Raw genomic sequence first — 14,563 nt, 5'->3', positions numbered from 1 at the left:
CCCTATGACGACAAAGATCAGACAGAGGGCGCTGTTTCATGGGCGCTTGGTCAAGGCCGTTGTCATGGCCTTGGGGGCGTCGACGGCGATGGCGCAACAGTCAGAGCCTGTGCAGTTGCCGGGCATTGTGATGCGCTGGAAATCGCAAATGCCCGAGGACATGGCGACCACCTCGATCGAGGCCATCGAGCGCTGCATGAGCGGCAGCACGGGGCTGCGGTCTCGCCGAGCCGAACTCGACACCGAGCGGCAAGCCCTGCAAATCGGCGTGCAACCTTTGCGAGAAGAGCGTGCCGCACTGGAGGCAAGACGTGCCGCGCTGGACAAGCAGTTTGAACTGCTGCGCCTGGATCAACGCGCGCTGGCCGAAGAAAGCCGTGAGCTCGATGCCCGCAAGCAGGCCTTGCAAAAAACCAGTGCGAACAAGGGCCAGGATGCCCGGACCGCACGCGCAGACATCGATCAATTCAACCAGCGCGTCAAGCTGCACAACGAGAAGGTGCGTCAGAGCAACCAGCGGGGGCAAGAGGCCAATCGGGCGCGTGATGAGCTCAACCGGAGCGTGGTGGGTTTCAGCGAGCGGGTGGATCTGTTCAACAAGCGGTCGGGCGAGCTGGATCAACGCGTCAACGCCTTTGCCGCGGAGTTGCGTGCCTTCAAGGACGGGTGCGAAGGTGAGCGGCGCCTGGTCAAGTAAGAGCAAGACGCCAGCGCGCTCAACCCGCCAGCACGACCGCCCGCCAGGTGTAGGCCAGTGCCACGCCGCCCACCAGCAGCACGCTCAACCCACCCAGCAGGCCCGTGTTTTCCTGCTCCGCCTGGGGCAGGCGGCTGCGCGCGATCTCGCGGTGGATCATGAACACCGGTAGCGTCGCGCTGAAGGCAATCAGCAGCGAAGCCGGGAAGTACCAGCCGTAGCCACCCATCCTCAGCCGGCGTGCCTCCGTCAGCATCCAGCGCCAGACCACGAGGAACACGAACATGATGTCCACCGTGATGAAGCGGCTGGCGGCGTTGAGCAGCGTGTCCTGCCAGAAGTGCACATTGCCTTGCACCACGCCCAGGGCCAGATACGGCTTGAGCTGGGCGGCGGTGCCCGCCAGGGCTGCCAGGGCGATCAGGGCATAAAGCGCACACAGCGCGGTTTGCCGACGTGTCAGGGTCATGATGAGGATGGTGTGCTGGCAGGCCGGGCTGCCGGGTTGATGGGGGCATCCAGCTGCGCCGAGCCTGTGCGCCGCTGCGAGGGTGTCTGGCCAGTGGCGCGCTTGAACGCCCGGGTGAAGGCGGCCGCATCGGCAAAGCCGGCGGCATGCGCCACTTGCGCGATGGATTTGTCCGTCTCCAGCAGCAAGAGCTCGGCGTACTCGACGCCCACCTCGGTACGCAACTGCGGCAGCGTCGTGCCCTCGTCTTGCAGACGGCGGCTCAAGGTGCGGGGGGACATGGCCAGGGCCTGTGCCAGGGCATCGGCATCCACGATCTGTTTCTGGCGCACCGCGGCCTGCAGGCGGCGCTTGACCTCCTGGGTGGTCGGCTTCATGTCGATGCGGGCCTGGCTTTGCTGCTCCAGCGTGGCCTTCATCAGCATGTGCGAGGCTCGGCTGCGCGCGATCAGCGGGATGCCCAGATCCTGCCTGGGCCACACGATCTTGTTCTGCTTGGCGTTGAACACGAACTTCAGGCCAAAGGCCGCTTCGTACTCGGCCGGGTCACCCATGGGGCTGTGCATCAGGTAGACCGTGCCACCCGAAATCGGCTGGGTCAGGAAGGGCATGATCTTCAGCGGCGCGGCCACCACGGTCTCGGTGAAGAAGTCGTTGACGGCGCCGAAGTCGTGCAGTCGCTCGATGATCATGTGGACTTCGTCGCCCACGTCCTGGCGGCGCATGCTGTAGGCCGGCATCACCAGGGGTGCGTATTTCAAGGCGCCTTGCAGGGCTTCACCCAGGTTGGCCGAGGTGATGGCCAGCATGCCCACCGGGCCGTGCGTGGTCAGCGGGAAGTGCGCCATGAAGGGCACCAGCGGCGGCGGGCCCGGCGGGCACAGTTTGAGGAAGAACTCCAGCGCCAGCTGCATCTGCTTGCCGGTGATGGTCTGCCAGGGCATGAAGGGCCGGGGCAGGTCGATGCCGCAGTGGTGGTACAGCGCCTCGACATCCTGGTGCAGCTCGCGGGCGAGCGACTCCCCGATCTCCAGGTACTGGATGGGGAAGGTCAGGCTCTTGAGGATGCGGTCTGGGCTCACCATGGGCCGGGTCGTGTTCAGCGGGCCAGTTTACTGTGCGTGGCTTCGCCGTAGATGGCGTACACGAAGATGCCGATCATCAACATCCATTGGCCGTAGCTGGCCAGACGGAACACGTGGCCTGCCTTCACGAACGAGGCATCAAAGCCCATGGCGCCCAGCGCGGGCAACATCCAGTAGAAGCTGGGGGTGGCCACCAGGCAGGCGATCACGAACAGGCCCCACTCCTTGGCCCAGGCGACTTGCCGCAGGTGCAAGGCCAGGCCCAGCAAGGCCGAGAACAGCATGGTGATGGCGCCGCCGAACACGTACAGGGCGCCGCCCTGGATGGTGGCAAAGCTGGGCATGCCCATGTGCACGCCCCACATCACCAGCAGGGCGCCTGCGATGGCGCCACCGGCTGCCAGCGCTTGTGTGCCCGCGCCCAGAATACGTGCCGCAGGCTGCTGGGTGACAAAGGCGGTCCACAACAGGCGTGCGCCGCCCAGCAGGCCCAGCAAGGTGGCCAGCGCGAACACGGTGCGGCTCAGCGCATGCTCGGCCACCACGGCGTCTTCCATCTGGATCACGCCCGCGGGGATCAGCTCGGCGGCGTGGATGGCCTGGCCCAGCCCGGGGTTCAGCAGGTAGTGTTGCACCGTGCTGGCCCCTGCGGCCAGCAACACCGGCAGGCCCAGCAGCGCCAGCGTGCGCCCCAGCCCGGCCTGGGCCTTGAAGCCTTGCGCCACCTTGTCCATGGCCTTGGCCGAGCGCGGCGCCTGCAGCCAGCGGTTGATGTTGAACAGGCCGTAGCCGATCATCACGCACAGTGGCACCAGCACGCCGGTGACGGCATAGTTGGCTTCCAGCTGGCGCAACTGCGGTGCGGCAGCACCAAAGGCCAGCCAGCCATAACGCTGGATGGGCGCGGTCAGCAACATGCCGTAGTTCAGGCACATCCAGGCCTGGTGCTGGGCGATCTGCTTGCGCCACATCGAATAGATGGCCATCCACAGGCTGAGCGTCACCCCGACGGCCAGGCCCCACAGGCCCACATAGAAGGTGAGCTGGTCGTAGATGTCGGCAATCGGTGTGCGCACCAGGTAGACCATCGAGGCGACCATGGCGGCCTGCGCGGCCACCAGGTAGATGCTGCCAAACGCGCGGTGCCACAGCGGGAAGCGCCGGCGAAAGGCTGGCCAGAACTGCAGCGCGCCAAACAACATGCAGGCGCCACCCAGCACGTTGTGCACCGACAGCACGATGCCGTTGGCCTTGGGCATGGTGGCGTAGTGGATCAGCGGCTCGCTCAGGCCACTCTTGCCGTAGGCATAGGTGGGCGAGCTGACCTTGCTGAGCAGGGCCAGCATGATGCTGGAATGCTCGGCGATCTCTGCTGTGTCGCCCACCGTCTGCCCGGCTTCGGCGGCACGCTGCATGGCCATGCGTTTGGCGGCCACTTCAGCATTGCCCGCGCCCCGGTAGTTGACGATCCCAGCATCGATGGCGGCCAGGCCGTACAGCAGCATGGCCAGCGTCATCGCCAGGGCGACTGCACGCAGCAGCCAGGTGTGCCACGGGGTGGCGCGAGACAGCGGGATGGGGGCGGACAGGCTCATGGTGCGGGCGGGGCGAGCGGCAGGATGGCGTCATCCTAGGGACGACGCCTGTGCCGTGCGCGCCAATGCCATGCCGGATTCGCCAATGTGCGAGCCCGGCATGGCGGCCCGGATCAACCCGCCAGCTTCTTCTTGAGCAGCTCGTTGACGGTGGCCGGGTTGGCCTTGCCCTTGGTGGCCTTCATGGCCTGGCCCACCAGCGCGTTGAAGGCCTTTTCCTTGCCGGCGCGGAACTCTTCAACCGACTTGGCGTTGGCCGCCAGGATGTCGTCGAGGATCTTCTCCAGCTCGCCGGTGTCGCTCATCTGCTTGAGGCCCTTGGCGGCGATCACGTCGTCCACGCGCGTGAGGTTGTCCACCACCGTGGCCTCATCAATGCCTTCGCCGCTCCACAGCGCCTCGAACACCTGCTTGGCGCCGTTGTTCGAGATGGTGCCATCCGCAATGCGCGAGATCATCGCGGCCAGCAGCTCGGCGCTGATGGGCGATTGCTCGATGGTTTGCTCGGCGGCGTTCAGGCGGCGCGAGACCTCGCCCATCAGCCAGTTCGACACCAGCTTGGGGCTACCGCATGCCTTGGCCGCTGCTTCGAAGTAAGCACCAAACGCCTTCGATTGCGTCATCAAGGCCGCGTCATAAGCCGGCAGGCCGTACTCGCTTTCAAAGCGCGCGGCCATCACACGAGGCAGCTCGGGCATGGTGGCGCGCACACGTTCCACCCACTCCGGCGAGATCACCAGCGGGGGCAGATCGGGGTCGGGGAAGTAGCGGTAGTCGTGCGCGTCTTCCTTGGTGCGCATCGCGCGTGTCTCGCCCGTGTCGGGGTTGAACAGCACGGTGGCTTGCTGGATGGCGCGGCCGTCTTCGATCTCGTCGATTTGCCAGTTGATCTCGTAGTCAGCCGCTTGCACGATGTGCTTGAAGCTGTTGAGGTTCTTGATCTCGCGGCGGGTGCCCAAGGGCGCGCCAGGCTTGCGCACCGAGATGTTCACGTCACAGCGGAAGGAGCCTTCCTGCATGTTGCCGTCGCAGATGCCCAGCCACACCACCAGGGTGTGCAGGGCGCGTGCGTACTCGGCGGCTTCGGTGCTGGTGCGGATATCGGGCTCGGTCACGATCTCGATCAGCGGCGTGCCGGCGCGGTTCAGGTCGATGCCGGAAGACTTCTCGCCGTTGAAGCCGATGAAGTCGTCGTGCAACGATTTGCCCGCGTCTTCTTCCAGGTGGGCGCGCACCAGGCGCACGGTGTGTTCCTTGTCACCCACGAAGAAGCTGACCGTGCCGCCTTGCACCACGGGGATCTCGTACTGGCTGATCTGGTAGCCCTTGGGCAGGTCAGGGTAGAAGTAGTTCTTGCGCGCGAAGATCGAGCGCGGCGCGATGTGCGAGCCCACCGACAGGCCGAAGGCAATGGCGCGTTCGACCGCGCCCTTGTTCATCACGGGCAGGGTGCCGGGCAGGGCCAGGTCCACCGGGCAGGACTGGGTATTGGGCTCGGCGCCAAATTGCGTCGAGGCACCAGAGAAGATCTTGGATTGGGTGGACAGCTGGACGTGGGTTTCCAGGCCAATGACGACTTCGTAGCCGCGGATCAACAGAGAGCTCATGGGCGTCAGGCGGGGGATCGCGTAGTTTGTGGGGTCAAGGGGCGGTAGGCGTTGGCGAACTCAGCTCGCCAGCGCGCCACCAGCGCCCGGTTGTCGTGTTGCCAGGGGTGGAAGCCGGGCTTGAGGAAGGCCAGCCAGTGTGGCGCGGTGTGCCACAGGATGCCTTCGCGGCCCAGCCAGAAGCGCAGCGCGCTGCCCCAGGTCTGGCGTTTGAAGAACTGGCCGTCCTTGAGCAGCATGATCGTACTTTGCACGAAGGCGTACACCAGGAACTCCAGCGAGATCAGCAGGTAAAAGGCACGCAGGCGCCCGTAGCCACCATGCATGGCGCGGTAGGTGTCGAAGGCCACGGCCTTGTGCTCGGACTCTTCGGCCGCATGCCACAGCCAGATGGTGCGCATGGTGGGGGCCATGCCTTCAGACCAGCTTGGGTGGCGCAGCAGGCCATCACCCAGGATGGCGGTGAAGTGCTCGTAGCACACGGTGATGGCCAGCTTGCTCAGCGGCGAGAAGAAGCGCGTGAGGCGGATCACCCGCTTGAGCGCCTCTTCGACCCAGGGCGTGTAGCCCTTGGCCACCAGGAAGTCGTTGTACTGCTGGTGCAGGTGGCGGTGCGTGGCCTCCTGGCCGGCGAAGTGCTTGATGTCCTGCGCCAGTTGCGTGTCGCCTTGCGCGGCCACATCCTGGGCGTAGTGGCGCACGCTGTCGATGAAGAACTGCTCGCCCACCGGGAACATGAACGACAACGCGTTCAGCAATTGCGAACGGTAGGCGTCGTTGTTGTTCCAGTAGATCGGAAAGCCCTGACTGATGTCCACATCGAGGTGGCGCACGGTCATGCCATCCGTGTGGAGGGCTGAAGCAGTGGTGTTCATGACAGGCTCGCGGGGCGGCGCTGGTGCCAGTCGGTGGCTTGCTGGAAGGCGTGCGCGGTGTGCAGCAAACCGGCTTCCTGCCAGTAGTTGCCGATCAACTGCAGCCCAACGGGCAGGCCGTGTTCACCAAAGCCGCAGGGCACGCTCATGCCGGGCAGGCCCGCCAGCGAGGCAGGCAGCGTGAAGATGTCGGCGAGGTACTCGGCCACCGGGTCGGTTTGCGAACCGATGGGCCGCGCGACGCTGGGCGACACCGGGCCAGCGATCACGTCACAGGCCTTGAACGCGGCCTGGAAGTCATCGGCAATCATGCGCCGCAGCTTCTGTGCCTGCAAGTAATAGGCATCGTAATAACCATGGGACAGCACATAGGTGCCGATCATGATGCGACGCTTGACCTCGGGGCCGAAGCCTTCGGCGCGGGTCTTGCGGTACATGTCGTTCAAGTCACCGTACTTGGCTGCACGATGGCCGAACTTGACGCCATCAAAGCGGCTCAGGTTGGACGAGGCCTCGGCCGGCGCGATGATGTAGTACACGGGGATGGACAACTCGGTGCGTGGCAGGCTGATGTCCACCAGCGTGGCGCCCATGGCTTCGAGCTGAGACAGCGCTGCACGCGTGGCGGCCAGCACATCGGCGCTCACGCCTTCACCGAAGAATTCCTTGGGCACGCCCACGCGCAGGCCCTTGAGCGGCTGGGCCGTGGTGGCATCGGCACGGGGCGTGTTGATCACGGCCATGAAGTCGGGCACAGGCTCTTGCGCGCTGGTGGCATCGCGCTCGTCAAACCCGCTCATGGCTTGCAGCAGCATGGCGCAGTCTTCGGCGGTGCGGGCCATGGGGCCAGCCTGGTCGAGCGACGAGGCAAAGGCGATCATGCCGTAGCGCGAGCAGCGGCCGTACGTGGGCTTGATGCCGGTGATGCCGGTGAGCGCCGCAGGCTGGCGAATCGAGCCGCCCGTGTCGGTGCCGGTGGCGCCTGCCACCAGTCGCCCCGAGACGGCCACGGCTGAACCACCCGACGAGCCGCCTGCGATCTGCTGCAGCATCCACGGATTGCGGGCCACACCATAGGCGGAGTTTTCGGTGGCGCCACCCATGGCGAACTCGTCGCAGTTGAGCTTGCCCACGGTCACCGCGCCAGCGGCCTTGAGCTGCGCCACCACGGTGGCGTCAAATGGCGACTGGTAGCCCTTGAGCATCTTCGAGGCCGCCGTGGTGGGCAGGCCTTGCGTGACGAAGATGTCCTTGTGCGCGATGGGCACGCCATCCAGCGGGCTCAGGGCCTGGCCGGCCGCGCGGCGGGCATCGGACGCGGCAGCGGCAGCTAGCGCGCCCGCGGCGTCCACATGCAGGAAGGCGCCCAGCTCGGTGTGCGCGGCGATGCGGTCCAGTGCGTGCTGCGTCAGCGCCACGCTGGTGGTCTGGCCGGATGCCAGTTGCTGGCTTTGCTCGGCCAGGGTCAGGTCATGCAATGCGGTCGTCATTCGATCACCTTGGGCACGAGGAACAGGCCGCCGTCTTGCGCGGGGGCGTTGGCCATGTTGGCCTCCCGGTTGTTGGGCTCGGTGACGGCGTCCTCGCGCAGGCGCAGGGTCACGTCCTCGATGGCGGACAAGGGGGTGTACAGCGGCTCGACACCGGAGGTGTCCACCGCGCGCATCTTCTCGACGATGTCGAAGAATTCGTTCAATTGCGTCAGCATCGCGCCTTGCTCGTCGGCACTCAGTTCGAGGCGGGCGAGTTGGGCAATGCGGCTGACGTCGGCAGGGGTCAGGGCCATGGCTTCATCCAGGGGTAACAGACAGTGGCCGATGCCGGGTGATTTACGTTGCGTTTACAAGCGGAATTCACCCCCGCGCAGGCGGGAAAGGGCAGGGCCTTGGGGTATTATCCTAGGTTATCCACAAGCCGCATTTGCACTGAATTGGCGCATTGGCGGTCAGGGTGATTGTTTTGTCGCGCAGCCGGGTCATTGCAGGCAGGCTGCGCGCGTGTTTTCAGGGGCCTTTGCCCGCCAGCGTTCCGCCTCGCACCAGACGCGTTCCCCGGTTTTGCCGGGTGAGCCGTTGATCGGTTTTGCGCCAGGGCGGCAGCGGCACAAGGCCCGGAGCCGGAGTTCGCCGCATGTACGGAATGTTTCGCAAGTATTTTTCTACCGACCTGGCCATCGACCTGGGCACGGCCAACACGCTGATTTATGTGCGTGACAAGGGCATCGTGCTGGACGAGCCCTCCGTGGTGTCGATCCGCCACGAGGGTGGCCCCAACGGCAAGAAGACCATCCAGGCCGTGGGCGCCGAGGCCAAGGCCATGCTGGGCAAGGTGCCCGGCAACATCGAGGCCATCCGCCCGATGAAGGACGGCGTGATCGCCGACTTCACCGTCACCGAGCAGATGCTCAAGCAGTTCATCAAGATGGTGCACCCGCGCTCGGTCCTCAAGCCGTCTCCCCGCATCATCATCTGCGTGCCCTGCGGCTCCACCCAGGTCGAGCGCCGCGCCATCCGTGAATCGGCCCTGGGCGCCGGTGCCTCCGAGGTCTACCTGATCGAAGAACCGATGGCCGCGGCCATCGGCGCCGGCCTGCCGGTGTCCGAGGCCTCGGGCTCCATGGTGGTCGACATCGGCGGCGGCACGACCGAAGTGGGCGTGATCTCCCTGGGCGGCATGGTCTACAAGGGCTCCGTGCGCGTGGGCGGCGACAAGTTCGACGAATCCATCATCAACTACATCCGCCGCAACTACGGCATGCTGATCGGCGAGCCCACCGCTGAAGCCATCAAGAAGGAAATCGGTTCTGCCTTCCCCGGCTCCGAGGTCAAGGAGATGGAAGTCAAGGGCCGCAACCTGTCCGAAGGCGTGCCGCGCAGCTTCACCATCTCGTCCAACGAGATCCTCGAAGCCCTGACCGACCCGCTCAACCAGATCGTGTCGGCCGTCAAGAACGCGCTGGAGCAGACGCCACCCGAACTGGGCGCCGACATCGCCGAGCGCGGCATGATGCTGACCGGTGGTGGCGCGCTGCTGCGTGATCTCGACCGCCTGCTGGCCGAAGAAACCGGTCTGCCCGTGCTGGTGGCCGAAGACCCGCTGACCTGTGTGGTGCGCGGTTGCGGCATGGCCCTGGAGCGCATGGAGCGCCTGGGCAGCATCTTCACCTCGGAATAAACACCTCTTGTCGTGACCAACAGGCGCCTCCAACATGGCGCCTGGCTTGTTATTGGGAGCTGACCCGCCACCATGCCCCTGGCCACGCTGGATCGAACGCCGCCGCCCTTCTTCAAGCAAGGGCCTTCGGCGTTCACGCGTCTGATGTTTTTCTCGGCGCTGGCGGTGTTCATGATGGTGGCCGACTCGCGCTGGAAGGTCACGCAACCGCTGCGCGCCTTCGTGGCCACCGGCCTGCACCCCGTGCAGGAAGTGCTGCTGGCCCCGTCAAGATGGTGGGATTCGGCCGGGCATTACCTGTCCGGGTTGGACGAGGCCAGGCAGGCGCAGGCCCGGGCGCAGCGTCTGGTGATGCAGCAGGCTGAACGCGTGATGCGCGCCGACCAGCTGGAGCGCGAAAACGCCCGTCTGCGTGCCTTGCTCGCCTTGCGTCCACGCATTGATGTGGCCAGCATGGCCGCCGAAATCCAGTATGACGCGCCCGACCCCTTCACCCGCAAGGTCGTGATCGACCAGGGCAGCGCCTCCAAGGTGGTGCTGGGCTCGCCGGTGATCGATGAGGCCGGCGTGCTGGGCCAGGTCACGCGGGTCTACCCCCTGACGTCTGAAGTGACCCTGGTGACCGACAAGGATGCGGCTGTGCCTGTGGTCAATGTGCGCACCCAGCAACGTGGCGTGGCCTACGGCACCCCGCACGCACGCGGCATGGAGTTGCGCTTCATGGCCGGCAACGCCGACGTGCAGGTGGGTGACGTGCTGCAGACCTCCGGCCTGGACGGTGTCTACCCGGCCGGCCTGCCCGTGGCCAAGGTGCTGCAGGTGGACCGCCGTGCCGATTCGGCCTTTGCCCGCATCAGCCTGGTGCCCCTGGCCAACCCGGACAGCACGCGCCACGTGCTGCTGCTGGAGCCCACCGCCGGCAAGATGCCCGAGCGGCCCGCTGATGCGGCCTCTGCGTCCGCCTCTGCCGCGGAAAGCGCCAGCCGCCACGGCAAGGTTCACCATCCTGCCAGCAAGAAAGAAACCGGAGGCAAACCATGATGCCGCGCGGCAGCGAACTGCTGCTCCCCGTCAACCCGCTGTTCATCTGGTTCTCGCTGTTCGTGGCCCTGTGCCTGAACATGCTGCCCTGGGGCCGGGTCGCCGGTGTGCCGGACTTCCTGGCCGTTGCGCTGGTGTTCTGGAACGTGCACCAGCCTCGCCGCGTGGGCGTGGGCGGCGCCTTCGTGTTGGGCCTGCTGATGGACGTGCACCAGGGCGCGCTGCTGGGCCAGCATGCCCTGGCCTACACACTGCTGAGCTTCTTTGCCATCACGGTGCACCGCCGCCTGCTGTGGTTCACGGTGGCGTCGCAGGCCGTGCAGATCGTGCCCTTGTTCGTGGCAGCGCATGCCGTGTCCCTGCTGGTGCGCATGGTCGCCGGCGCCTCCTTCCCTGGTTGGGGGCTGCTCGGTGCACCGTTGGTCGAGTCGCTGTTGTGGCCGGTGGCGTCCTTCCTGCTGCTGGCGCCGCAACGCCGTGCGCCTGACCGCGACAAGAACCGCCCGCTGTAAGCCGGGTTCCCAGCCGCGCCCCGCATGACCGAACTCAAGAACCTCGAACAGGAGCTGAGCCGTTTCCGCGCTCGCCTTTGGGCGGCTGCGGGCTTCGTGCTGTTCTGCTTCGGGCTGCTGGTGTTCCGCCTGTACACGCTGCAGGTCGTGCGCCATGAAGACCTGGCGACCCAGGCCGAGAACAACCGCATCGCCGTGGTGCCCATCGTGCCCAACCGGGGCCTGATCGTGGACCGCAACGGCGTGGTGCTGGCCAACAACTACTCGGCCTACACGCTGGAGATCACGCCCTCCAAGGTCGACGACGTCGAGGCCACGATCGACGCGCTGTCCCACATCGTCGAGATCCAGGCGCGTGACCGCCGCCGCTTCAAGCGTCTTCGTGAAGAGTCCAGGAGCTTCGAGTCCATCCCCATCCGCACCCGTCTGACGGATGAGGAGGTGGCCCGCTTCACCGCGCAACGCTTCCGCTTCCCCGGTGTCGACATCCAGGCCCGCCTGTTCCGCCATTACCCCTATGGTGAACTGGCCAGCCACGTGCTGGGCTACATCGGGCGCATCAACCAGCGGGAGGCCGATGCCATGGAGGACTGGTCCGACGAGGACCAGGCCAACTACCGCGGCACCGAGCACATCGGCAAGCTGGGCATCGAGCAGAGCTATGAGCGCGAGCTGCATGGCATCACGGGTTTCGAAGAGGTCGAGACCAGCGCGGGTGGCCGCGCGGTGCGGCGTTTGCGCTCCAACCCGGCCACGCCCGGCAACACGGTCCACCTGTCGATCGACATCAAGCTGCAGGCCCTGATCGAGCGCCTGTATGGCGACCGCCGCGGTGCGCTGGTGGCCATCGACCCGCGCAATGGCGAGGTCCTGGCCTTCGTCTCCAAGCCGACGTTCGACCCCAACCTGTTCGTGGACGGCATCGACAGCGAGAACTGGAAAGAGCTCAACGAATCGGCCGACAAGCCGCTGCTGAACCGGGCCCTGCGCGGCACGTATCCGCCGGGCTCCACCTACAAACCCTTCATGGCCCTGGCGGCGCTCAACACCGGCAAGCGCAACCCCGCCACCATCGTCATGGACAACGGTTTCTTCATGTTCGGTGGCCACAAGTTCCGCAGCCCCGAGAACGAACGCGGCGGGGCCATGAACATGCGCCGCGCCATCGTCGAGTCCAGCAACGTGTACTTCTATTCGCTGGCCAATGACCTGGGCGTGGACACCATCCATGACCAGATGGCGCCGCTGGGCTTTGGCCGGCTGACGGGCATCGACCTCAAGGGCGAGGTGACCGGCATCCTGCCCTCCACCGAATGGAAGCGCAATGCCTACAAGCGGCCCGAGCAGCGCAAGTGGTACGCCGGCGAGACGATTTCGCTGGGCATCGGCCAGGGCTACAACAACTTCACCATGCTGCAGATGGCCACGGCCCTGGCGACGCTGGCCAGCGACGGCCAGCGCTACCAGCCTCGTGTGGTGCGCGAGATTGAAAACGTGCTGACCCGCGAGCGCCGCGTCAGTTCCAGCCAGGCCCTGACGCCGCTGGTGTACAAGCCCGAGCACACGGCCTTCATCCGCGATGCCATGTACGGTGTGACGCAAGAGGGCACCTCGACACGTGTGTTCATCGGGGCTGGCTACAAGAGCGGTGGCAAGACGGGTACCGCTCAGGCTGTGGGCCTGCGCCAGAATGAAAAATACGTGGCCTCCAAGATGGACGAATACAAGCGTGACCATTCGCTGTATGAAGCCTTTGCCCCGCTGGAGAACCCCCGCGTGGCGCTGGCCGTGATCGTCGAGAACGCGGGCTTTGGCTCCGAGGCCGCTGCACCCATCGCGCGCCGCGTGCTGGACTATCTGCTGATGGACCAATACCCCAGCGAAGAAGACATTGCTGCTGTGCAGATCGGCAAGGCGGCCAGCCCGATCGGTGTGCCGCGCAAGGCCTCGGCCATGCCGCTGCCTCGTGGCCTGGACGCTTTTGGTGCGGACGTGCCCACAACGCCGGACGCTGCGGCCTCGGCTGCCTCGGCTGCCAGCGCCGCGTCTGCCGCATCCGGTGCCGCATCCAGTACGGTGGCGGCCTCATCGGCAGCGCCTGCTTCGGCGGTAGCTCCGCTTGGTGCGCCCGCCTGGCCCTCGCCGGCGGCACCTTCGCAGCCAGCCTCGGTGAGCGCCCCCGCGCCGGCGCCCATGCCCCGTCATCCGACCAACGCGGCCAGCCCGGCCGCCTCCAAGGAGCTGCCGTGAGCGTGGCCTTTGACAAACCTTCCTGGTGGCAGCGCATCAAGCCGGTGTTTCAGGGCTTTGACCTGCCCCTGATCTGCATCGTGGTCTTCATGTGCGCGCTGGGCCTGGTCAACATGTACTCGGTGGGGTTTGACAATGGCTCGCGCTTTGTCGACCAGTCCCGCAACGTGATGCTGGCCGCGCTGATGCTGTTCCTGGTGGCCCAGATCCCGCCGCAGAAGTTGATGGCACTGGCCGTGCCGCTGTACACCGTGGGCATGGCGCTGCTGCTGGCCACGGCCGTGTTCGGCATCACCAAGAAAGGCGCCACGCGCTGGCTGAACGTGGGCATGGTCATCCAGCCCTCCGAGATCCTGAAGATCGCCATGCCGCTGATGCTGGCGTGGTGGTTCCAGCGGCGTGAAGGGCAGTTGCGCGGCCTGGACTTTGCCGCTGCCGGTGCGCTGGTGCTCTTGCCGGTGGCCTTCATCCTCAAGCAGCCTGATCTGGGCACGGCCATGCTGGTTCTGTCCTCGGGCCTGTATGTCATCTATTTCGCTGGCCTGAACTGGCGCCTGATCCTGCCCGTGCTGGTGGCGGGTGCCGTGGGCATCACCCTGATCGTGGCCTACCAGACCCAGTTGTGCCAGCCTGGCGTCAAATGGGTGGGCCTGCACGAGTACCAGAAGAACCGCGTCTGCACCCTGCTGGACCCGACCACCGACCCGCTGGGCAAGGGCTTTCACATCATCCAGGGCATGATCGCCATCGGTTCGGGCGGGGTGATGGGCAAGGGCTTCATGCAAGGCACGCAGACCCACCTGGAGTTCATCCCCGAGCGCACCACCGACTTCGTGTTTGCGGCCTATGCCGAGGAGCACGGCCTGGCCGGTGGCATCACGCTGATGGTGGGCTTCCTGGCCCTGATCTTCCGCGGGCTGGTGATCGCGTCGCAGGCCCCCACGCTGTTCTCTCGCCTGCTGGCCGGGGCGATTTCCCTGAGCTTCTTCACCTATGCCTTCGTCAACATGGGCATGGTCAGCGGCATCCTGCCCGTGGTGGGCGTGCCCTTGCCCTTCATCAGTTATGGCGGCACGGCCATGGTCACCCTGGGCCTGGGCCTGGGCATGCTGATGTCGATCGCCAAGAGCCGCGGGCTGATGCAGCGTTGAGCGGCGGGCCCCGGCTTGCAGGCGCCGCACATGCCCCGCCGCGCATACCCATGAGGGCCTGATCCGGCGCAAGACAGCAGGCATGCCGGGGCGTTAACATCCCGCCC

At 65.9% G+C, this 14,563-nt stretch carries 13 protein-coding genes; 6 read left to right on the top strand and 7 right to left on the bottom strand.

Annotation, left to right across the window (positions count from 1 at the left end; genetic code table 11):
* Positions 1-4 precede the first annotated feature (4 nt).
* Positions 5-697, top strand: coding sequence for a hypothetical protein (locus tag JY96_RS09100; protein ID WP_152606417.1), 693 nt, complete (start codon positions 5-7; stop codon positions 695-697).
* A gap of 19 nt (positions 698-716) precedes the next feature.
* Here JY96_RS09100 and JY96_RS09095 read toward each other — a convergent pair whose 3' ends face one another.
* From JY96_RS09095 to gatC, 7 genes are all read right to left on the bottom strand, one after another.
* On the bottom strand, positions 717-1,166 hold the full coding sequence (locus JY96_RS09095; RefSeq protein ID WP_035036800.1) for a DUF2834 domain-containing protein: 450 nt from the start codon (positions 1,164-1,166) through the stop codon (positions 717-719).
* Entirely contained in the window at positions 1,163-2,251 is a 1,089-nt protein-coding gene (locus tag JY96_RS09090; protein ID WP_052162314.1) for an AraC family transcriptional regulator ligand-binding domain-containing protein, read from the bottom strand. Before JY96_RS09090 ends, JY96_RS09095 begins: the two co-directional genes overlap by 4 nt.
* A 14-nt stretch (positions 2,252-2,265) precedes the next feature.
* Positions 2,266-3,846, bottom strand: a complete 1,581-nt coding sequence (locus tag JY96_RS09085) for a DUF2306 domain-containing protein (protein ID WP_035036797.1) — start codon at positions 3,844-3,846, stop codon at positions 2,266-2,268.
* Between the two features lie 113 nt (positions 3,847-3,959).
* Positions 3,960-5,453, bottom strand: coding sequence for an Asp-tRNA(Asn)/Glu-tRNA(Gln) amidotransferase subunit GatB (gene gatB, locus JY96_RS09080; RefSeq protein ID WP_035036795.1), 1,494 nt, complete (start codon positions 5,451-5,453; stop codon positions 3,960-3,962).
* Positions 5,454-5,458: 5 nt separating this feature from the next.
* Positions 5,459-6,328: a metal-dependent hydrolase gene (locus JY96_RS09075; RefSeq protein WP_081961148.1), complete on the bottom strand. Its 870-nt coding sequence runs from the start codon at positions 6,326-6,328 to the stop codon at positions 5,459-5,461.
* A complete protein-coding gene (gene gatA / locus JY96_RS09070) occupies positions 6,325-7,818 on the bottom strand; it encodes an Asp-tRNA(Asn)/Glu-tRNA(Gln) amidotransferase subunit GatA (protein WP_035036791.1) in 1,494 nt (497 codons plus the stop codon). Before gatA ends, JY96_RS09075 begins: the two co-directional genes overlap by 4 nt.
* Positions 7,815-8,114, bottom strand: a complete 300-nt coding sequence (gene gatC, locus JY96_RS09065; RefSeq protein WP_035036788.1) for an Asp-tRNA(Asn)/Glu-tRNA(Gln) amidotransferase subunit GatC — start codon at positions 8,112-8,114, stop codon at positions 7,815-7,817. The genes gatA and gatC overlap by 4 nt, the downstream gene beginning before the upstream one ends.
* Positions 8,115-8,458: 344 nt before the next feature.
* Between gatC and JY96_RS09060 the strand changes: the two genes are divergently transcribed.
* The 5 genes from JY96_RS09060 (at position 8,459) to rodA (ending at position 14,456) form a co-directional block, all read left to right on the top strand.
* Positions 8,459-9,502 carry a rod shape-determining protein gene (locus JY96_RS09060; protein WP_035036785.1) on the top strand — a complete coding sequence of 348 codons (1,044 nt, stop codon included), beginning with the start codon at positions 8,459-8,461 and terminating at the stop codon, positions 9,500-9,502.
* Between the two features lie 72 nt (positions 9,503-9,574).
* Complete coding sequence (gene mreC, locus JY96_RS09055; protein ID WP_052162313.1) at positions 9,575-10,543, top strand: rod shape-determining protein MreC; 969 nt, start codon at positions 9,575-9,577, stop codon at positions 10,541-10,543.
* Complete coding sequence (mreD, locus tag JY96_RS09050; protein ID WP_035036783.1) at positions 10,540-11,055, top strand: rod shape-determining protein MreD; 516 nt, start codon at positions 10,540-10,542, stop codon at positions 11,053-11,055. Before mreC ends, mreD begins: the two co-directional genes overlap by 4 nt.
* A 24-nt stretch (positions 11,056-11,079) precedes the next feature.
* The gene (gene mrdA, locus JY96_RS09045; RefSeq protein ID WP_052162312.1) at positions 11,080-13,305 is read left to right on the top strand and encodes a penicillin-binding protein 2; all 2,226 of its coding nucleotides are present in this window, start codon (positions 11,080-11,082) and stop codon (positions 13,303-13,305) included.
* Positions 13,302-14,456, top strand: a complete 1,155-nt coding sequence (gene rodA, locus JY96_RS09040; RefSeq protein WP_035036780.1) for a rod shape-determining protein RodA — start codon at positions 13,302-13,304, stop codon at positions 14,454-14,456. The genes mrdA and rodA overlap by 4 nt, the downstream gene beginning before the upstream one ends.
* Positions 14,457-14,563: the final 107 nt, after the last annotated feature.

The organism is Aquabacterium sp. NJ1 (genome assembly GCF_000768065.1).
GTDB lineage: Bacteria > Pseudomonadota > Gammaproteobacteria > Burkholderiales > Burkholderiaceae_C > Aquabacterium.
This window is presented reverse-complemented; position numbering and strand designations above follow the sequence as displayed.